Source organism: Amycolatopsis sp. NPDC033938, assembly GCF_055575975.1.
This window is the reverse complement of record NZ_JBVIRO010000005.1, coordinates 371,915-390,827: the sequence shown is the minus strand read 5'-3', so window position 1 is coordinate 390,827 and position 18,913 is coordinate 371,915. Positions and strand designations below refer to the sequence as shown.

Sequence of the window (18,913 nt, the reverse complement as noted above, 5' to 3'; positions counted from 1 at the left end):
AACCATGGGCAAGATCAGTGCCTCCGTCGAACTCCCCGCCGCTCCCGGCAAGGTGTGGGCGGAGTTCTCGAACCCCAACAACTTCGAGAAATGGCTGACCATCCACACCAAGTGGAAGGGTGCCGTCCCGGCCGAATTCTCCAAGGGCGCGCAGGCTTCCGAGGTCGTCACGATGCTCGGGATGCCGAACACGATCACCTGGACCGTCGACGAGTTCGAGGCGCCGTCGAAGCTGGCGATCTCCGGCACCGGGATGGCCGGGGTGAAGGTCAAGTTCGAGCTGTCCGTGGAGCCGTCCGGTGACGGATCGCTCGCCAGCATCGACGCCGAGTTCGCCGGGCAGATGATCGTCGGAGCGCTCGGCAAGGCCGTCGAGAAGGACGGCAAGAAGAATCTCGACGCCTCTCTCGAGAACTTCAAGGCGCTGGTCGCGTGACCGAGGACCGGTTCGATCCGGGCGGGCTCGGCAAGTGGACCGACGAGTCCCGGTTCGAGGTGACCCGCGAGCGGCTGATCGAGTACGCCAAGGCGACCAACGACCCGATCCCGGCGCACCTCGCGGGTGATGTCGCGAGCCCGGTGTTCGCGATCGTGCCGGTGTTCGAGTCGCTGATGGAACCCGCGCTGGAGGTCGTGCCAGTGGGATTGTTCGGCCGGATCGTGCACGGGGAACAGGAATTCCGGTTCCACCGCCCGATCCGTCCCGGCGACAAGCTCGTGTCCCGGGCGCGGATGACCGGCTACGAAGGTCTGCCGAACGGTACGCGCGGCACCATCCACCTCGAATGCCGCACCGAGGACGGCGACCTCGTCAACGAGCATTACGTGACGTTGTTCGTGCGCGGGTTCGACACCGGCGACACACGCGGCGAACTCGGGCCGGAGCACAAGTTCGACGAAGGCCTGCGCGCACAGGCGCCGGTGGCGGAAGTCAGCCAGCACGTCGACGACGACCAGACCTACCGGTACGCGCCCGCCGCGGGTGACCCGATGCCGATCCACCTCGACGAAGAGGTCGCGAAAGCTGCAGGACTGCCGGGGATCATCGCGCACGGCCTGTGCACCATGGCGTTCACCTCGTGGGCGCTGCTGACCGAGGTCGCCGAGTCCGATGTGGACAGACTGAAGCGGTTCGCCGTCCGGTTCGCCAAACCGGTGCTGCCCGGCCAGGACCTGACGACATCCATCTGGCGCGCGGGCGCCGGGAGCTACGCGTTCGAAACCACCGTCGGCGAAACCGTCGTCGTCAAAGACGGCCTCGCGGAATTCGCGGAGTAGGAGCAAAGCCATGGGAGCACTCGACGGGCGGGTCGCCGTCATCACCGGCGCCGGCCGGGGAATCGGCCGCGAACACGCGCTGCTGTTCGCGCGGGAGGGCGCGAGCGTCGTGGTCAACGACCTCGGCGGGGCGAACGACGGCAGCGGGGCCGATACCGGGCCGGCGCAGGAGGTCGTCGACGAGATCCGCGCGGCGGGCGGGAAGGCCGTGGCGAACACGGCCGACGTCGCCGACTGGGCGGGCGCCGAGGAACTGATCGCCCAAGCGGTCGGCGAGTTCGGCCACCTGGACGTCGTCGTGAACAACGCGGGCATCCTGCGCGACGCGTTCATCGCCGGACTGGAGGAGTCCCAGTGGGATTCCGTGATCGCCGTGCATCTGAAGGGGCATGCGGCGGTGCTGCGGCACGCGGCGGCGTACTGGAAGTCGGCGAGCAAGGCCGGTGAGCAGGTGGCCGGTTCGGTGATCAACACCGCCTCCGCGTCCGGGACCACGGTGCCGAACGCGGGGCAGGCCAACTACGGCGCCGCGAAAGCGGGGATCGCCGCGTTGACGCTGGTCGCGGCCGAGGAACTGGAGCGGTACGGCGTGCGGGTCAACGCGATCGCGCCGATCGCGCGCACGCGGCTCACGCTGGCGACGCCGGGGATGGGCGCGATCTTCGCGCAGGAGGTCGAGGAAGGGGAGTTCGACGCCTTTTCCCCGGCCAACATCTCGCCGCTCGTGGCCTACCTCGCGACCGAGAAATGCCCGCTCACCGGCAAGGTTTTCGCGGTGCAGGGCGGGGCGATCTCGGAACTCGCCGGCTGGCACGACGTCAAGGTGATCGAAACCGAGGAAGCCTGGACGATCGACGACATCGCGGCCAGGCTGCCGTGATCGAGTGGTCCGAGACCGAACTGCTGATCCGGGACGCGATCCGCGAGTTCGTCGACAAGGAGATCCGGCCGCAGCTGGACGCGCTGGAAAGCGGCACGCTGCCGCCGTACGACATCATCCGCAAGATGTTCGCGTCGTTCGGGATCGACGCGCTCGCGCGGGAATCGGTGTCGAAGCTGCTGTCGAAGGACCGGGGCTCCGGTGGTGGCGGTGGCTTGGCGTTCGGCGGGCAGGAGGCGATGGCGCTCATCGCGGTGAGCGAACTGGCCGGGGTCAGCCTCGGCATCGTCGCCTCGCTCGGGGTGAGCATCGGGCTGACCGCGCAGACGATCCTGACGAAGGGCACGCAGGCGCAGAAGGAACGCTGGCTGCCCGGGCTGGCGACCTTCGAGAAGATCGGCGCGTGGGCGATCACCGAACCCGACTCTGGCTCGGACGCTTTCGGCGGCATGAAGACGTCGGTGCGGCGCGACGGCGACGAGTATGTCCTCAATGGACAGAAGACGTTCATCACCAACGGCCCGTACGCCGACACGATCATCGTCTACGCGAAGCTCGACGACGGCTCGGAGGTGCGGGACCGCAAGGTGCTGACGTTCGTGCTGGACAAGGGGATGCCCGGGCTCACGCAGGGCAAGCCGTTCAAGAAGATGGGCATGATGTCGTCGCCGACCGGTGAGCTGTTCTTCAGCGACGTCCGGCTCGGGCGGGACAGGCTGCTCGGGGAGTCCGAAAGCGGTCGTGACGGTGACAGCAAGGCCGAAGTGAAGTCCGGGTTCGCCGTCGAGCGGATCGGGGTCGCGGCGCTGGCGCTCGGGATCATCAACGAATGCCATCGGCTTTGCGTGGACTACGCGAAGAACCGGAAGCTGTGGGGCCAGGAGATCGGGCGGTTCCAGCTGATCCAGCTCAAGCTGGCGAAGATGGAGGTCGCGCGGATCAACGTGCAGAACATGGTGTTCCAGCTGATCGAGACGTTGCGCGCGGGCAAGATGCCGACGCTGGCCGAGGCTTCGGCGATGAAGCTGTACTCGTCGGAGGCGGCGACCGAGGTCGCGATGGAGGCCGTGCAGCTCTTCGGCGGCAATGGGTACATGGCCGAATACCGGGTGGAGCAGCTGGCGCGGGACGCGAAGTCGCTGATGATCTACGCGGGGAGCAACGAGATCCAGGTGACGCACATCGCGAAGGGGCTGCTGGGCCGCTGAGAGAGCTGCGGCCGGGCGGAGCGTCCGGTGACCTGACCGTGTTGCTGAAGGGGACTTTCACCTCATGTCATGCGGCGAAGGGCGCTTTCCTCGCATCGCATGCGGGGAAAGCGCCCTTCAGCTCGCGGGAGCGGGGGTCAGCTGCGTTCGATCAGGTGGCCGACGACCTCCGGACCCGGGTGCGCGTGGCCGGAGCCGTCGCGCCGGACGTCGATCTCGGGCAGTTCCACCGGGTCGCCGTTGCGGGCGGCACCGGCCGGACGCGGGCCGATCCAGCCGACGGCCAGCCGCGTTTCGCCCTTCAGGAACCGCTGTGCCCGGACACCGCCGGTCGCGCGGCCCTTCGCCGGGTACTCGCTGAACGGTGTCACCTTCACACTCAAGCCTGTCGCGGTGACGACCATCGGCTCGCCGTGCTCGGCGTCATCCGTACGGACGGCGCCGAAGAAGACCACTTCCGCCTCTCCGCGCACGGCGATCCCGGCCATACCGCCGCCCTTGAGGCCCTGCGGCCGCACCAGCGAAGCGGGGTAGCGCAGCAGCGACGCTTCGGACGACAGGAACGCCAGTGTCTCCTCGCCGTCGGTGAGCCAGGTGGCGCCGACGACCTCGTCGCCGTCCTTCAGGCTGATCACGTCGAACTCATCCGAGCGGACCGGCCATTCCGGCGAGCACACCTTCACCACGCCGAGTTTCGTACCGAGTGCGAGACCGGGGGAGCCGGCAGCCTGCTCGCCGAGCGGGGCCAGCCCGATGACGCGCTCACCCTTCTCCAGCGGCACGAGTTCCTTCGCGGCCATTCCGCCGCGAAGCGACACAGTGCCCGCCTGCTCGGGCAACACCGGCAGCGGCAGGACATCGGTCTTGAACGCGCGGCCGCGGTTGGTCACCAGCAGCACCTGACCGCGTGCGGTCGAGTGCACGACGGCGGACACCGAGTCGTGTTTGACGCGGCCGTTGCGGCGCCGCACTTCCGACGCCTCCTCCGATTCCGCCGCCGTCCGCGCGACCAGCCCGGTGGCCGACAGGATCACCTGGCACGGGTCGTCGGCGACCTCCAGCGGACCCGACGGCTTCGACGCGGCGAGGACCTCTTTGAGATCACCGTCGATCAGCGCGGTGCGGCGTTCGGTGGGGTGGTCCTTGGCGACCTTGGCCAGTTCGGCCGAGACGACCTTCTTCAGCACCGACTCGTCGTCGAGGATCTTCGACAGCTCGGCGATCTCCTCGCGCAGCTTGTCCTGCTCGGCCTCGAGTTCGATCCGGTCGTACTTCGTGAGCCGCCGCAGCGGGGTGTCCAGGATGTAGGTCGCCTGGATCTCCGAGAGCTTGAACCGCTTCATCAGGCCGTCCTTCGCGGCCGCGGCGTTCTCGCTCTCGCGGATCAGTTTGATCACCTTGTCGATGTTGAGCAAGGCGATCAGCAGACCGTCGACCAGGTGCAGGCGCTCTTCGCGCTTGCGGCGGCGGTAGCGCGTGCGGCGGGTGACGACCTCGTAGCGGTGGCTGAGGAAGACCTCCAGCAGCGCCTTGAGCCCCAGCGTCTGCGGCTGCCCGTCCACCAGCACCAGGTTGTTGATGCCGAAGGACTGCTCCAGCGGGGTCAGCCGGTACAGATCCGCCAGCAGCGCCTGCGGGTTCACGCCGACCTTGCACTCGATGACCAGCCGCGTGCCGTTCTCGCGGTCGGTGAGGTCCTTGACGTCGGCGATGCCGGTGAGCCGCTTGGACTTGTTGACCTCGTCGGTGATCTTCTCGATCACCTTCTCCGGGCCGACGCCGTACGGCAGCTCGGTGACGGTGATCGCCTGGCGGCCGCGGCTGCCTTCCAGCGGTCCGGTCTCGGCGCTGGCGCGCATGCGCACCACTCCGCGGCCGGTCTCGTAGGCACGGCGGACCTCGTCCAGCCCGAGCAGCGAACCGCCGGTGGGCAGGTCGGGGCCGGGGACGAACTCCATCAGCTTGTCGAGCGTGGCGTTCGGATGGTTGATCAGCCACCGCGCGGCGCCGATGACCTCGGTGAGGTTGTGCGGGATCATGTTGGTCGCCATCCCGACCGCGATCCCGGACGTGCCGTTGACCAGCAGGTTCGGGAAGGCGGCAGGCAGCACCGTCGGCTCTTCGAGCGAACCGTCGTAGTTGGGCCGGAAATCGACGGTGTCCTCGCCGAGTTCGCCGACCAGCAGCATCGCCTCGGGCGAGAGCCGCGCCTCGGTGTACCGGGAGGCGGCCGGGCCGTCGTCGGGCGAGCCGAAGTTGCCGTGCCCGTCGACCAGCGGGACGTTGAGCGAGAAGTCCTGCGCCAGCCGGACCATGGCGTCGTAGATCGCCGTGTCGCCGTGCGGGTGGTACTTGCCCATCACGTCGCCGACCACGCGGGACGACTTCACGTACGCGTGCGTCGGCCGGTAGCCGTTCTCGTTCATCGAGTACATGATCCGGCGGTGCACCGGCTTCAGCCCGTCCCGCGCGTCCGGGAGCGCCCGCGAGTGGATGACCGAGTAGGCGTACTCCAGGTACGAATCCTCGATCTCCGTCTTCAGCGAGTTGTCGAAGACGTTCGCGCCGGGCTGGTCGAACGCGGTGGGGTCGACCTTGGTGGTGGTGCCCTTACGGCGTGCCATTGCTCAAAGCTCCTTGAATAGCAACGAAATCAGGCGTCGATGGCTTCGCGGTCGACCCGGTCGGAGGATTCGACCAGCCAGTTGCGGCGCGGTTCGACCTTCTCGCCCATCAACAGTTCCAGCGCGTTCTCCGCGGCTTCGACGTCGTCGAGGGTGATGCGGCGGACCGAGCGGGTGGCCGGGTTCATCGTGGTGTCCCACAGTTCGTCGGCGTCCATCTCACCGAGACCCTTGAACCGGGGCACCGGCGTGACGATCTGCTTGCCCGCGCGTTCCAGCGCCGCGTACTTGGTCTCCATCTCCTTCTGGGAGAAGGTGAAGTGGGTTTCCGGGTTCCGGCCCTTGGTGACCAGTTTGTGCAGCGGCGGCATCGCGGCGTAGAGCCTGCCGTCCTCGATCACCGGCCGCATGTACTTGGCGAACAGGGTGATCAGCAGCGTCCGGATATGCGAACCGTCGACATCCGCGTCGGCCATCAGGATCACCCGGCCGTAACGCATGGTCGACAGGTCGAAGGTGCGTCCGCTGCCGGCGCCGAGCACCTGCACGATCGAGGCGATCTCGGCGTTCTTCAGCGTGTCACCGAGCGACGCCTTCTGGACGTTGAGGATCTTGCCTCGCAGGGGAAGCAGTGCCTGGTACTCCGACACGCGCGCCATCCGAGCCGAACCGAGCGCGCTGTCACCCTCGACGAGGAACAGTTCACTGCGGGAGACGCCGGTGGTGCGGCAGTCGACCAGTTTCGGCGGCATGGCCGCGCCTTCGAGCGCGGTCTTGCGCCGGGCCGCGTCCTTCTGCTGCTTCTGGGTGAGCCGGACGCGTGACGCGTCGACCACCTTCTGCAGGACGACCTTGGCCTCGGATTTGGTCTTGCGCTCTTCGGTCCAGGCGCGGATGTGCTTGTCGACGATGCCCTGGATGACCCGGGTGATCCCGGCGGTGGACAGCTCGTCCTTGGTCTGCGACGTGAACTGCGGCTCCGGCAGCCGGACGTGCACGACCGCCGTCATACCTTCGAGCACGTCCTCGACGGTCGGCATGTCCTCCTTGGGCTTCAGCAGCCCGCGGGTTTTGGAAATGGCGTCCTGCAAGGCTTTCAGCACCGCGCGGTCGAAACCGCGGCGATGCGTGCCGCCGTGCACGTTGCGGATGGTGTTGGTGAAGCACTCCACCGTCCGCTCGTAGCCGGTGCCCCAGCGGAGCGCGACCTCGATCTCCGCTTGACGCACCACATTGGACTGCATGACCCCGTTGGCGTCGGCCGCGTTCTCCTTGTACGTGCCTTCACCGGTGATGAAGAGCGTGCCGCAGACGGGTTTTTCGCCAGCGGGGGAAAGGAAGTCGACCATGTCGGACAGGCCGTTGGGGAAGTGGAAGGTCTCTTCGCTGATCGAGTCGTCGACAGCGGTGCGCAGTACGTACGTGACGCCTGGGACCAGGAAGGCGGTGTTGCGCATCTTCGTGCGGACGCCTTCGACGTCGAGCGAGGAGCCCGTCTCGAAGTAGCGCGAGTCGTACCAGTACCGGATCGACGTGCCGCTGCGTTCGCCGCGCTTCATCTTCCCGGTGATGTTCAGCCCGGACTTGCGGGTGAACTTCGCCTTCGGGCCGGGCCCGTCGAACACGCCGGGGACGCCGTGCGCGAACGACATCTGGTGGACCTTGCCGTTCTGCTTCACGGTGACGTCGAAGCGGTGCGACAGCGCGTTCACCGCCGAAGCGCCGACGCCGTGCAGACCGCCGGAGGTCTTGTAGCCCGAGCCGCCGAACTTGCCGCCGGCGTGCAGCCTCGTCAGCACCAGCTCGACACCGGACAAACCGGATTTGGCGTGCGTGCCGGTGGGGATGCCGCGGCCGTCGTCGTCGACCTGGACACTGCCGTCGGCGTGCAGGGTGACCACGATCTTCGTGGCGTGACCCGCCACACCTTCGTCGGTCGAGTTGTCCACGACCTCGGAGAACAGGTGGTTGATACCGCGGCTGTCGGTGGAGCCGATGTACATCCCGGGGCGCTTGCGGACCGCTTCCAGACCCTCGAGATGCGTCAGGTCGTCGGCCCCGTACAGGGTCTCAGCAGTCACTGGGTCTTTCTCCTGGAGTCGTGGCTCGCGAACTTGCTCGTGGAGGTGGCGTTCAACGCGACACCGTACTGGAGGATATCCGGCGGCCCCGACAGTTCGTCTTCTCCAGCGCCCTCGGTGTGGCGAACACCTGTTCGTGGCCACGCCCTGTCATCCGGAGTCGCCCTTTCGCGACCGTCCGTGAAGACCGTCGCTTTTACCCTGGTCCTGCTCCTGACAGTCACCTGGTGAGGCGTTATGGTTTCCGATGTCACACTGCTGGGGGCGGCAGGGGGAATCGGGAAGTGACCGTCGGAGTCGGTCCCACGCGCGCGTCGACCGCACAGCGCGTGGTGAGTCTTTGGTATTTCGTGGTGGTCATCGCGTCACTCGGGCTGCTCGCGCCCTTGCCGTTCGTGCACGCGGCGATTCGGCTGCGCCGCACCTTCGTGTTGCTGTACGTGCTGATCTACGGCATGGCCTCCTTCGGGCTGATCTGGCTGCTCGCGACCGGGGAAACAGAGGGCGACGTCGGGACGGCCATGGCCCTCTCGTGGTTCTTCGGCACGATCCTGTTGATCACCGTGTCCTGCGTCCACCTCGCCCTGCTGCGGAAGAAGATCCTCTACCCGCAGCGGACGGTCTGGGTCGAATCCGGCATGCACTGCGGGCTGTTCTCGATCGACATCGCCGGATTCGGCCAGGTCGGGCGCAGCAGCGACATCTTCGTCCAGGTGCGGCGGATGCTCTTCGGCCTGCTGGCCAACGCCTTCGAGGCCAGCGGGATCTCCTGGAACATGTGCCTGAAACGGGATACCGGCGACGGGATGATCGTCGTCGTCCCGCCGCATTTCCCGAAGTTCCGGCTGCTGCTCCCGCTGCTTTCGCAACTGGCGGCGGAGCTGGCCAAATACAACGTGGTCACCGATCCGGCGCTGCGGATCCGGGTGCGCGTCGCGATCCACGCCGGAGAGGTCACGCTCGACGAGTACGGCGTGACGGGGCGGCCGAAGGTGCTGCTCGCCCGGTTGCTCGACTCGCGAGTGCTGCGTGACGCGCTCGCCGAGGCGCCGGACGAGTCGCCCGTCGTCGTACTCGTCTCGGACCGGTTCCACGAGGACGTCCAGGACCAGGGTGGCCCCGGTCTCGACACGATGAGCTACCGGCAGGTGCTCGTGCAGGAAAAGGAGACCGAGGTCCTCGCCTGGCTGCACGTCCCGACGCCGGTGATCAGAGGGCTGCCGTGAGGACCTCCAGCGCGCTGTGCTGACGGGCCGCGTCGACCCGGTCGACCGGACCGGCCCAGCGCAGGCCGTGCTGATCGAGCGAGGTGCGGTTGTTCGCGATGGTCGAATTCGCTTGGCGGGTCAGGTAAGCGCGGTACGGCCTGCCCGCGAGCGCCCGGTCCAGTTCGCCGAGGTTGCGGGCGTACGCGCCCTTGAACGACGGGCCGTCCGCGCCGCAGTCGCCGGATTCGCACGGGTCGCGCAGGATCCCGCCGGAATGCAGCGACGGTGCCGTGGTGGAGGCGTCGGCGAGCTGACGGGCCCTCGTGAGCAGCGCGGCGTCACCGGTCTCGCGGTTCAGCTCGACCAGCGCGCCGAGGACGATGCCCTGGTTGTAGCTCCACACGGCGTCGCCGTTGTTGGCGCACGAGGAGTTCAGCCCGTCGTTGACGAGCCCGCTCCCGTTGATCATGCCGCTGTTCTCGAACCAGTCCCAGACCTCACGGGCCCTCGCGAGCTGGACCGTGTCTCCGGGGAGGCGGTTGTGCAGTGACGCGGCGACCTTGACGTACAACTCGTTGGTGACCGCGTTCTTGTACGTGCGCGCCGTCGACCACCACAGACCGCCACCGCAGGTGCCGTCGCGGTAGGAGTACATGTAGTTCGCCGCGATGACGGCGGTGTCGAGGTAGCGGCGGTCCTTGGTCAGGTCGTAGGCCCGGATCCAGGCGAGCGCCCACCAGCCGGTGTCGTCGATGTATTCGTTCGTGAAGTCGTTACCGCGGTTGCGGTCGAAGGTGTTCCCGATCGCGTAGCGGTAGTTCTGCGAGCCGGTGCGGGCGCTGTAGTCGAGGATCGCGGTGAGCGCGTTCGCCGAGTTCCACCAGCCGGTGGTCTGCCAGAGCCCGGTGCCGTTGTCGTAGAACTGCATCAACGCGGTGGCCGCCGCTTCGGAGCGGTCGCCCGCGGCGACGGTGGTGCGGAACCACGGCGTGCAGGCGATTTCCGGCCGGTTTCCCGCCTTCCCGCAGGCGCGGAGCGCGCCGAACCGGTGGGCGGCGGGGTCGTCGACGTTGAACATCAGTGTCCGCCAGCCGCGGTGGCCCGCCGGGATCTTCGTGTCGCCGATCCGGCTGTCACCGGCCCAGGTGCGGCCGCCGTCGAAGGAGCGGTCGAGCCAGACTTCGTCGCCGGGATCGCCGTTTTCGATGCTGCCCCAGCCCATGTCGTCACCGTCGGAGAGGTGCAGGGTGAGGGCGCGGCCCCAGACCGTCGCCGTGCCGGGTCTTCTGTCGCCGACGGCGACCGCGGGATCGCGGCCGTCGCAGTACTTCGCGCAGATGGTCGCTGTGACGGAGGGGGCCGGAGTGGTGGGAGTGGCGGGGGAGAGTGCCAATGTCAACGTTGTCACAAGCAGGGAAGTGAGCCACATGGCTTCGAGTGTGAGGGCGCTCACCTCAGCGTCCGCCCAAGTCACTCGTTCGGCTCGCGTCGAAGGTCTGGACCAGCGGGGCGGCGGCGGGGAATATCTCTTCCGCGCGTAAGGTTGAACGCTCAAGCAACGATAACCCGGTGACTAGGGAGCAGGTCATGCAGTTCGGAATCTTCACGGTGGGCGATGTGACGACCGACCCGACCACCGGAAAGGCGCCCAGCGAGCACGAGCGCGTCAAGGCGATGGTGCGGATCGCGCTCAAGGCCGAAGAGGTCGGCCTGGACGTGTTCGCCACCGGCGAGCACCACAACCCGCCCTTCGTGCCGTCGTCGCCGACGACGATGCTCGGCTACATCGCCGCGCGGACGTCGAAACTCGTTCTTTCCACGTCGACGACGCTGATCACCACGAACGACCCGGTGAAGATCGCCGAGGACTTCGCGATGCTGCAGCATCTCGCCGACGGACGGGTCGACCTGATGATGGGCCGCGGCAACACCGGACCGGTGTACCCGTGGTTCGGGCAGGACATCCGGCAGGGCATCCCGCTGGCCATCGAGAACTACCACCTGCTGCACCGGTTGTGGCGCGAGGACGTGGTCAGCTGGTCCGGCAAGTTCCGGACGCCGCTGCAGGAGTTCACCTCGACCCCGCGTCCGCTCGACGGCGTGCCGCCGTTCGTCTGGCACGGTTCCATCCGCAGCCCGGAGATCGCGGAACAGGCCGCTTACTACGGCGACGGGTTCTTCGCGAACCACATCTTCTGGCCGAAGGAGCACTTCCAGGCGTTGATCGAGCTGTACCGCGAGCGGTACGAGCACTACGGGCACGGCAAGGCGGACCAGGCCATCGTCGGCCTCGGCGGCCAGGTGTTCCTGCGGCCGAAGTCGCAGGACGCGGTGCGGGAGTTCCGGCCGTACTTCGACAACGCGCCGGTGTACGGCCACGGCCCGTCGCTGGAGGAGTTCACCGAGCAGACACCGCTGACCGTCGGCAGCCCGCAAGAGGTGATCGACAAGACGCTGACCTTCCGCGAGCACTTCGGCGACTACCAGCGCCAGCTGTTCCTGATGGACCACGCGGGGCTGCCGCTGAAGACCGTGCTGGAGCAGCTCGACCTGTTGGGCGAGCACGTGATCCCGGTGCTGCGCAAGGAACTCGACTCGCTTCGTCCGGCTCATGTTCCTGAGGCGCCTACGCACGCTTCGCTTGTCGAGGCTTCTTCGGCGGTGACCGCATGACCACGATCGCTGTCGTGACCGCGGGGTTGAGTCAGCCGTCTTCGACGAGGCTGCTCGCGGACAAACTGGCCGCGGCGGTTTCTTCCGCGCTGCCGGAGGTGAAGATCGAGGTGATCGAGCTCCGCGACCTGGCCCTCGACGTCACGAAGAACATGCTGACCGGGTTTCCTTCCCCGGCGCTGCGTGCGGCCATCGACACGGTGACCGCCGCGGACGGTCTGATCGCCGTCACACCGGTGTTCACCGCGTCGTACAGCGGGCTGTTCAAATCGTTCTTCGACGTGCTGGACCCGAAGGCGCTCGACGGGAAGCCGGTGCTGATCGGCGCCACCGGCGGGACCGAACGGCACTCGCTGGTGCTCGACTTCGCGCTACGTCCGCTCTTCGCCTACCTACGCGCCGAGCCCGTCGCGACGGCGGTGTACGCGGCTTCGTCGGACTGGGCGTCTCCGGGAGATCTCGACGCGCGGGCTTCGCGGGCGGGGCGGGAGTTCGCCTCCCGGCTGTCCTCGGAGGGCACGGCGGCGGCTCCGACCAGCGGGTTCGTACCTTTCGAGCAGCTGCTGCGCGCGGGGGAATGAGCAAGGGACCTTTGCTATCGCTTCCGCGGGTCGGGACCGGCCGGACCAGCGCGTTTCCCGTCCGACCGGCACAATCGAGGAGGAAGACGACGGCGAGGAGAAAACGGTGGGCATCGGAAAACCCGTGAAGCAGGTGCTGATCCTGGTCGCGGGCGGCATTCTCCTGCTGGTCGGCATCGCGCTGCTCGTGCTGCCAGGGCCGGGCCTGTTGCTCGTGCTCGCGGGGCTGCTCGTGCTGGCGTCGGAGTTCCCGGTGGTGGAGAAGTACGTCGATCCGATCCGGGACAGGGCGATGAAGGCGGCCGAGGACAGCGTTTCCTCGCCGCTGCGCATCGCCGGTTCGGTGCTGGCCGGGCTGTGCCTGCTGGCGGCGGGGGTCGTCTGGTGGCTGGTGCCCGGGCTGCCGCTCGGCGGCTGGAGCACCGGTTCGAGCCTGATCCTGTCCGGGCTCATCCTGTTCGCGCTGCTGATCTGGAGCTACAAGAGGGTGCACGACCGGCGGGCCGCGAAGACCGAATAACAGCCGGGTGGTCTGGTAGCGTGCGGCGCGTGGCCCCCGACTTCCAGCGCGCCCGGCGGCCGGAACAGGTGGAGGCCCGGCGCACGGCGATCCTCGGGGCGGCGCGCGAACTCCTGGCCGAGCGGCCGGTTTCCCGGATCAGCCTGCGAGAGCTGAGCGAACGCGTCGGCCTGGCGAAGTCGAACGTGCTGCGGTACTTCGACAGCCGTGAGGCGATCTTCCTGGAAGTCCTCGACGCGATCTGGGTCGCGTGGCTCGACGAGCTTGAAGGCGAGCTAGTCGCTCCCCGTGACGCGAAGGCTGGTTGCGAGCGCGAAGTGCGCGTCGCGACCGTCATAGCGACGTCGATCTCGCGGCAGCGGCTGCTGTGCGAGCTGATCAGCACGATGGCCGCCGTGCTCGAACGCAACATCTCCGTGGAGACCGCGCGGACGTTCAAGAGCCGGGCCGCCGAGCGGACCGAACGGCTCGCCGAGGTCGTCCGCGCCCAGGTCCCGTTGGACGCCGAGGCGGCCGGGCACTTCGCGAAGGCCGTCTTCATCCTCGTCGCGGGTCTGTGGCCCTACGCGAACCCGGGTGAGGCAGTGGCGACGGTTCTGGCTGAGCGGGGAGCACCCGCGGGCCGCGAGATGTTCGTCGACGGGCTGACCGAAGGGCTGGCCAATCAGCTGGTCGGCCTGGTTGTTCGCGCTGGTCAGAGCCTCGGGCGATAGCAAAGGTCCCTTGCTCCCTTCCTGCCCGCGCCGGAGTGGCCGGACCTGCCTAAGGTGAGCGCAACCCACTTGCACAAGGAGCGATCATGAGCCCAGGCGGCACCCTCACTCTCGGCGATCTCACCGTGAGCCGGATGGGCTACGGCGCCATGCGGCTGTCCGGCCCCGGCATCTGGGGGCCGCCGAGTGACCGCGAAACCGCGATCGCCGTCCTTCGCGAAGCTGTCGAGCTGGGCGTGACCCACATCGACACCAGCGACTTCTACGGTCCGCACACGGTCAACGAGCTGATCCGCGAGGCGCTGCACCCGTACCCGGAGAACCTGCACATCGTCACGAAGGTCGGGGCGAAGCGGACTCCGGACAAGGGCTGGCCTTCGGCGCTCTCGCGGGAGGAACTCACCTCCGCGGTCCACGACAACCTGCGCAACCTAGGCGTCGACGTGCTCGACGTCGTCAACCTGCGGCTCGCGGGGGAGCACGGCGTCTTCCCGATCCCGGTTTCGATCACGGAGCCTTTCGAGGTCCTCGCCGAGTTGCGACAGCAGGGCCTGATCCGGCACCTCGGCCTGAGCCACGTCTCGGCGGAGCAGGTCAAGGAAGCCCGCGCCATCGCGCCGGTCGTCTGCGTGCAGAACGAGTACAACGTCGCGCAGCGTGCCAACGACGGGCTGCTCGACGCCCTCGCGGCCATCAGCGTCCCGTTCGTGCCGTACTTCCCGCTCGGCGGGTTCACCCCGCTGCAGTCCGGCGTGCTCGACGACTGCGCCCGCCGCGTCGACGCGACGCCGATGCAGGTCGCGCTCGCGTGGCTGCTCCAGCGGTCGCCGAACATCCTGCTGATCCCCGGCACGTCGTCGCTGTCGCACCTGCGCGAGAACATCGCCGCCGCGGAGCTGGAACTGCCCAAGGACGTCATCGCGGACCTCGACGCCCTCGCCTGATCCCGCGTGAAGGCCCCCTTCCCTCGGCTCAGCCGAGGGAAGGGGGCCTTCACGCGCATTCAGAGGACATCCCGGCGCCGCAGCAGCCAGCCGCCGAGAACGGCGAAGGCCACCAGGTACCCGGCCACCACCAGCGTCGCCTGGGGGATGCTGACGAGTTCCCCCACCCCTGGCGTCGCACCCGACGCGCCGAGCGACGCGGCCAGCGAACCCGCGTTGGCCCCGGGGAGGGCCAGCTGGAGCGTGCCGACCCAGTCCAGCAGCGGGGCCGCGACCCCGAACAGCAGGTTCTGGACCACGAGCAGCCACACCAGACCGAGCCCGATCGGCAGCGCCACCCCGCGCATCGCGATGGCGAGCGCCGCGCCGAGTACCGCCCAGGTCATCGCGATCAGCCAGCCGGCGCCGATCCCGGTGACTAGCGAGCCGAGCGTCGGCCAGTCCATCGGCTCGCCTTCGGCGGACGCGATGAGCGCGCTCGTGACCGCACCGGTCGCGAAACTCGTCAGCACGACGGTCAGCGTCGCGACGGCCAGCGCGAACAACTTTCCACTGTAGACGGTCATTCGCGATGGACCCTGTGTCAGCACGGTCTTCCATGTGCTCCAGCCATATTCGGTGCCGACGGCCAGTACCCCGATCACGAGCAGGATCGCCCCGAGGAACACCGGAAGCCCGCCGATCGAGTTGCCGACCAGGTTCGACGGCATGGTCGAGGCCAGCCCGCGATCCGTACCGGGCGCCCCGCTCGACGAGCCCGCCGCGCCCGCCAGTGGCAGCAGGTAAGTGAACGTCAGCCCGAGCACGACCGCGATCCCCAGCATGAACCAGTTCGCCGGTCGCCGGACGAGTTTCGCCAGCTCGGCGGTGCAGCTACCCCACATGGTCCGCCACCTCTCCGGTGAGCTCGAAGAAAACCTGTTCCAGATCCCGTTCGCGGACATGCAGTTCGCGCACCGCGATCCCTTCCGTGACGAGTTCGCGGTTCAGCCACGACGCGCGCTCCGGGTCGACGGTCAGGTCGAGACCGGTCCCGCTCGTTCGTACGTTCTCGCCACCGATCCAGCGCTTCGCCAGCTCGGCGGCGCGAGTGATCTCGTCGGCCTCGATGTGCAGCACCGTGCCGCCGCGGAGTTCGGCGACCGTGTTCTCCGCGACCAGCCGCCCGTGCGACACGACGCCGACGCGGTCGCAGATCTGCTGGACCTCGCCCAGCAGATGGCTCGACAGCAGTACGGTGCAACCCTCCGCGCCGAGCCGCCGGATCAGCACGCGCATGTCGGCCATTCCGGCCGGGTCGAGTCCGTTGGTCGGCTCGTCGAGGATCAGCAGCCGCGGATCCTTCAGCAACGCCGCCGCGACACCGAGCCGCTGTTTCATGCCGAGGGAGTAGGTCGAATACCGGTCTTTCCCGCGATCGGCGAGATCGACCAGCGCGAGTACTTCGCCGACCCGGAGCGGATCCGTTCCGCTGTACCGGGCCAGCACCTTGAGATTGTCCGAACCGGACAGATACGGGTAGAAGCCGGGCGATTCGATCAGCGCGCCGACGCCGTCGAGATCGCCGGGCGGCCGCCCGAACAGCCGCACATCGCCGGACGTCGGCCGAACGAGTCCCAGCAACATCCGCAACGTCGTGGTCTTGCCGGCGCCGTTCGGGCCGAGGAAGCCGTAGATCTCGCCGGGCAGCACGGTCAGCTTCATCCGGTCGACGGCGAGGTGTTCGCCGTACCGTTTGGTGAGTTCGTCTGTGTCCACGGGAATGGTCATGGTGACCAATGGTGTCCGCGGCGAGGCCGCACCACATCCGCTCACAGGCGACTCTCGGCGTACGTCGCCGGACGTAGCCGATGGCCGGAATCCTGTGATATCTGTCGAAAACACCGGTACCGGAAGAGCGGTTGACGATCTTAGGCTCGGCGACGTGTCGAAAGTCCTCTTGATCCTTCATGTCCTCGCCGCCGTCATCGCGATCGGACCGGTCACGGTCGCGGCGAGCATGTTCCCGGCGGCCGCCCGCCGCGCGTTCGCCGAACCGGGTTCCGGTCTCTCCGTGCTGCGGGCGTTGCACCGGATCTGCCGGGTCTACGCCGTCGTCGGTCTCGCGGTGCCGTTCTTCGGGCTGGCGACGGCGGGCAGTATGCGGGTCTTCGGCGACGTGTGGGTCATCGTGTCGATCGTCCTCACCGCCGCGGCCGCCGGTGTGCTGGCGTTGCTGGTGCTGCCGGGACAGAACGCGATCCTCGCCGCGCTGGACGCCGAGCCGCCGTCGGAACCGCTGACGGCCGGGCGCGTGGCGATGTACACCGGGATGTTCAATCTGCTCTGGGCCGTGGTGACGGTGCTGATGATCGTGCGGCCGGGGTCGACCACCGGCGCCTGAGCAGTCCGTGAAGGCCTCCTTCCCTACTTTGAGGGTAGGGAAGGAGGCCTTCACGGACTGGTGGATTACGCCCTGAGCAACTGGTTGAAGAACGACCGGTAGCGGCGCAATGCGATCCGGAGGTCCTCGGTGGCCGGTTCACCCTGGCTCCAGGCGGATTCCAGTTCCTTCTTGTGGTCGGCGAACGTGGTGGCCAGATTCTGGATCACGACGGCGACCAGTTCGTCGGCTTCCTTGACGGCCCGCTGCGGGTCGTCCACGAAGGCCGTCTGGATGCCCTGCCAGCTTTCCCGGAACCGCGTCACGTCGGAGTCGTCGAAAAGGGTGTGCTCACCGTCCTCAGAGGACTCTTCTGTGACGGCGGACTCCGTGGTGGACTCGGGTTCGGCGGCCACCAGATCCTCGGTGCTCAAGGTGTGCCCGGAGTCGCGGCCTTCGGTGTCCGCGGCGGTTCGGTCGAAACCGTCAGCGGTCCGATCCTCGTCGAGCCGATCCTCCGTCCGCGGTTCCGTTCCCTCGGTTCCCAGAGGCCTGCTTTCCATGGCTATCCGCTCCTTCGTCACCGTCGGTCAACAGATCTTCGAACACCACGCGGTAGTGCTTCATCGCTTCACGCATGTCCTCTGTGGACATTTCGGAGTCCCGATGGCGTTCCAGCGTGTCGTGTCCGGCGCGGTAGTGCCGCACCGTGTTCGCGTGCCGGACCGACAGATCCGCGAGCTGCTGGTCGTACCCTTCGGTCGGGTAACCGCGCTCGGCCATCAGTGAGACCAATACCCGGTCCGCTTCGACGACGGCGCCGGACGGGCGATCGACGAACTGTTCCTGGATCAGCGCCCATTCCTGGGCGTAACGATCCTTTGTGGACGACGGCAGGGGACGGATGTCGAGATCCGAATGACGTTTCATCCGCGACGAAAGATCGCGTTCCGCTTCCCGTGGGTTCTCGTGTTCCTTGACGGCCCGGTCGTACTCGGGCCCGAACGTCTCTCGCAATCGTCGCTTGCGTTGCGCCGCGATGACGAACCAGGCGGCCGCTCCCACCACCAGGACCGCGGCGATGACGATGATGATGACCAACCACGTTGGCATCGTTATCTCCTCCGGATATTTGCCGGTAAATCCCCCGACAGACCGTGGATGCCCCCGGCTTCATGCCCGGAAACCCTTGTGTCACAAGAATTTTTGGATCTTAGGCCGGATGGCGCAGTGGAGTTCGTCGCGAATCGGCGTGGCGGCTGGCCGAGTAGGACCATCCGGAGCAAGTCGTGAGGCTCGCTAACGAAGCGTCCCTCTTTCGGATGCCTGAGATGACTCAGTGTAGGTAAACACTCCCGATCACTGCTCCGTTGTGGCACTATTGCCCCATTCGCGGGAAGAGGGCCTGCGAATGGAGGGGACCCGGTGCGATGGGGTCGCCCGGCACGACAAAACAATGATCATCAGGGGAGGAGATCGTCATATGTCGACGCCTACGGACGTCAAGGATCCCATCGGTGAGGAGGAGCCGGTCGACCCGGCTCCGGCCAAGCCCGGCCTGCCACAACACGAACACAGCCCGGATTGCGAGCACTATCGCGACCGGCTGCTGGAGTGCACCGGCGGCTGCGCTCAGACCCCGCCACCGGCTCACTGAGGCGCGAAGTGCGTGAAAGCCGCCCGCCCGCCGGGGTCGCCCGGCGGGCGGGCTTCTTTCGAATACGGACTGTGCTCTCATAGATCAGTGGTTGTTACCAGGCTCGGCCAACTCGAGGTCATTCGCAAAGCGCGTGACCTGCATCAAGCCGGACTCGAGGCGGCTTGTTCGGCTCGTCAGCGCG

The 18,913-nt window shown here is 67.5% G+C and carries 19 protein-coding genes; 12 read left to right on the top strand and 7 right to left on the bottom strand.

Annotated elements, in window-relative coordinates:
* The first annotated feature begins 4 nt into the window (after positions 1 to 4).
* Genes ACZ5ZX_RS17600 through ACZ5ZX_RS17585 form a run of 4 tightly spaced genes read left to right on the top strand, consistent with a single transcriptional unit; the run spans position 5 to position 3,366 of the window.
* Positions 5 to 436, top strand: a complete 432-nt coding sequence (locus ACZ5ZX_RS17600; protein WP_465503047.1) for a type II toxin-antitoxin system Rv0910 family toxin — start codon at positions 5 to 7, stop codon at positions 434 to 436.
* Entirely contained in the window at positions 433 to 1,278 is an 846-nt protein-coding gene (locus ACZ5ZX_RS17595) for a MaoC/PaaZ C-terminal domain-containing protein (RefSeq protein WP_465503046.1), read from the top strand. Before ACZ5ZX_RS17600 ends, ACZ5ZX_RS17595 begins: the two co-directional genes overlap by 4 nt.
* A 10-nt stretch (positions 1,279 to 1,288) precedes the next feature.
* Entirely contained in the window at positions 1,289 to 2,158 is an 870-nt protein-coding gene (locus ACZ5ZX_RS17590; protein ID WP_465503045.1) for an SDR family oxidoreductase, read from the top strand.
* Positions 2,155 to 3,366 (top strand): acyl-CoA dehydrogenase family protein, encoded by a 1,212-nt coding sequence (locus ACZ5ZX_RS17585; RefSeq protein WP_465503044.1) that lies wholly within the window; start codon positions 2,155 to 2,157, stop codon positions 3,364 to 3,366. The genes ACZ5ZX_RS17590 and ACZ5ZX_RS17585 overlap by 4 nt, the downstream gene beginning before the upstream one ends.
* Positions 3,367 to 3,503: 137 nt before the next feature.
* Here the strand turns inward: ACZ5ZX_RS17585 and ACZ5ZX_RS17580 are convergent, their stop codons facing one another.
* Both ACZ5ZX_RS17580 and ACZ5ZX_RS17575 read right to left on the bottom strand, forming a co-directional pair.
* Positions 3,504 to 5,990, bottom strand: a complete 2,487-nt coding sequence (locus ACZ5ZX_RS17580) for a DNA gyrase/topoisomerase IV subunit A (protein WP_465503043.1) — start codon at positions 5,988 to 5,990, stop codon at positions 3,504 to 3,506.
* A 29-nt stretch (positions 5,991 to 6,019) separates the two neighbouring features.
* Entirely contained in the window at positions 6,020 to 8,071 is a 2,052-nt protein-coding gene (locus ACZ5ZX_RS17575) for a DNA gyrase/topoisomerase IV subunit B (RefSeq protein ID WP_465503042.1), read from the bottom strand.
* A gap of 284 nt (positions 8,072 to 8,355) precedes the next feature.
* Here ACZ5ZX_RS17575 and ACZ5ZX_RS17570 point away from each other — a divergent pair, with 284 nt between their 5' ends.
* Positions 8,356 to 9,297: a hypothetical protein gene (locus ACZ5ZX_RS17570; RefSeq protein WP_465503041.1), complete on the top strand. Its 942-nt coding sequence runs from the start codon at positions 8,356 to 8,358 to the stop codon at positions 9,295 to 9,297.
* Here the strand turns inward: ACZ5ZX_RS17570 and ACZ5ZX_RS17565 are convergent.
* Positions 9,281 to 10,708: a glycoside hydrolase family 76 protein gene (locus ACZ5ZX_RS17565; RefSeq protein WP_465503040.1), complete on the bottom strand. Its 1,428-nt coding sequence runs from the start codon at positions 10,706 to 10,708 to the stop codon at positions 9,281 to 9,283. The two genes, ACZ5ZX_RS17570 and ACZ5ZX_RS17565, sit on opposite strands and share 17 nt — an antisense overlap.
* 158 nt (positions 10,709 to 10,866) lie before the next feature.
* Between ACZ5ZX_RS17565 and ACZ5ZX_RS17560 the strand changes: the two genes are divergently transcribed.
* The 5 genes from ACZ5ZX_RS17560 to ACZ5ZX_RS17540 all read left to right on the top strand — a co-directional run bounded on the left by ACZ5ZX_RS17560 (position 10,867) and on the right by ACZ5ZX_RS17540 (position 14,710).
* On the top strand, positions 10,867 to 11,952 hold the full coding sequence (locus ACZ5ZX_RS17560) for an LLM class flavin-dependent oxidoreductase (RefSeq protein WP_465503039.1): 1,086 nt from the start codon (positions 10,867 to 10,869) through the stop codon (positions 11,950 to 11,952).
* Positions 11,949 to 12,533, top strand: a complete 585-nt coding sequence (locus ACZ5ZX_RS17555) for an FMN reductase (RefSeq protein ID WP_465503038.1) — start codon at positions 11,949 to 11,951, stop codon at positions 12,531 to 12,533. The genes ACZ5ZX_RS17560 and ACZ5ZX_RS17555 overlap by 4 nt, the downstream gene beginning before the upstream one ends.
* 106 nt (positions 12,534 to 12,639) lie before the next feature.
* A complete protein-coding gene (locus tag ACZ5ZX_RS17550) occupies positions 12,640 to 13,053 on the top strand; it encodes a PGPGW domain-containing protein (RefSeq protein WP_465503037.1) in 414 nt (137 codons plus the stop codon).
* A gap of 29 nt (positions 13,054 to 13,082) precedes the next feature.
* On the top strand, positions 13,083 to 13,766 hold the full coding sequence (locus tag ACZ5ZX_RS17545) for a TetR/AcrR family transcriptional regulator (RefSeq protein WP_465503036.1): 684 nt from the start codon (positions 13,083 to 13,085) through the stop codon (positions 13,764 to 13,766).
* Positions 13,767 to 13,852: 86 nt separating this feature from the next.
* Positions 13,853 to 14,710 carry an oxidoreductase gene (locus ACZ5ZX_RS17540; RefSeq protein WP_465503035.1) on the top strand — a complete coding sequence of 286 codons (858 nt, stop codon included), beginning with the start codon at positions 13,853 to 13,855 and terminating at the stop codon, positions 14,708 to 14,710.
* Positions 14,711 to 14,769: 59 nt separating this feature from the next.
* Here the strand turns inward: ACZ5ZX_RS17540 and ACZ5ZX_RS17535 are convergent, their stop codons facing one another.
* Together ACZ5ZX_RS17535 and ACZ5ZX_RS17530 are read right to left on the bottom strand one after the other, a co-directional pair.
* On the bottom strand, positions 14,770 to 15,594 hold the full coding sequence (locus tag ACZ5ZX_RS17535; protein WP_465503034.1) for an ABC transporter permease: 825 nt from the start codon (positions 15,592 to 15,594) through the stop codon (positions 14,770 to 14,772).
* The gene (locus tag ACZ5ZX_RS17530) at positions 15,584 to 16,480 is read right to left on the bottom strand and encodes an ABC transporter ATP-binding protein (RefSeq protein WP_465503033.1); all 897 of its coding nucleotides are present in this window, start codon (positions 16,478 to 16,480) and stop codon (positions 15,584 to 15,586) included. The genes ACZ5ZX_RS17535 and ACZ5ZX_RS17530 overlap by 11 nt, the downstream gene beginning before the upstream one ends.
* 154 nt (positions 16,481 to 16,634) lie before the next feature.
* On the opposite strand from ACZ5ZX_RS17530, the gene ACZ5ZX_RS17525 reads away from it, so the two are divergent.
* Positions 16,635 to 17,093, top strand: coding sequence for a hypothetical protein (locus ACZ5ZX_RS17525; protein ID WP_465503032.1), 459 nt, complete (start codon positions 16,635 to 16,637; stop codon positions 17,091 to 17,093).
* A 65-nt stretch (positions 17,094 to 17,158) separates the two neighbouring features.
* Here the strand turns inward: ACZ5ZX_RS17525 and ACZ5ZX_RS17520 are convergent, their stop codons facing one another.
* Together ACZ5ZX_RS17520 and ACZ5ZX_RS17515 are read right to left on the bottom strand one after the other, a co-directional pair.
* Positions 17,159 to 17,635 carry a hypothetical protein gene (locus ACZ5ZX_RS17520; RefSeq protein ID WP_465503031.1) on the bottom strand — a complete coding sequence of 159 codons (477 nt, stop codon included), beginning with the start codon at positions 17,633 to 17,635 and terminating at the stop codon, positions 17,159 to 17,161.
* Positions 17,559 to 18,185, bottom strand: a complete 627-nt coding sequence (locus ACZ5ZX_RS17515; RefSeq protein WP_465503030.1) for a hypothetical protein — start codon at positions 18,183 to 18,185, stop codon at positions 17,559 to 17,561. Before ACZ5ZX_RS17515 ends, ACZ5ZX_RS17520 begins: the two co-directional genes overlap by 77 nt.
* A 370-nt stretch (positions 18,186 to 18,555) precedes the next feature.
* On the opposite strand from ACZ5ZX_RS17515, the gene ACZ5ZX_RS17510 reads away from it, so the two are divergent.
* Positions 18,556 to 18,729 carry a hypothetical protein gene (locus ACZ5ZX_RS17510; RefSeq protein ID WP_465503029.1) on the top strand — a complete coding sequence of 58 codons (174 nt, stop codon included), beginning with the start codon at positions 18,556 to 18,558 and terminating at the stop codon, positions 18,727 to 18,729.
* Positions 18,730 to 18,913: the final 184 nt, after the last annotated feature.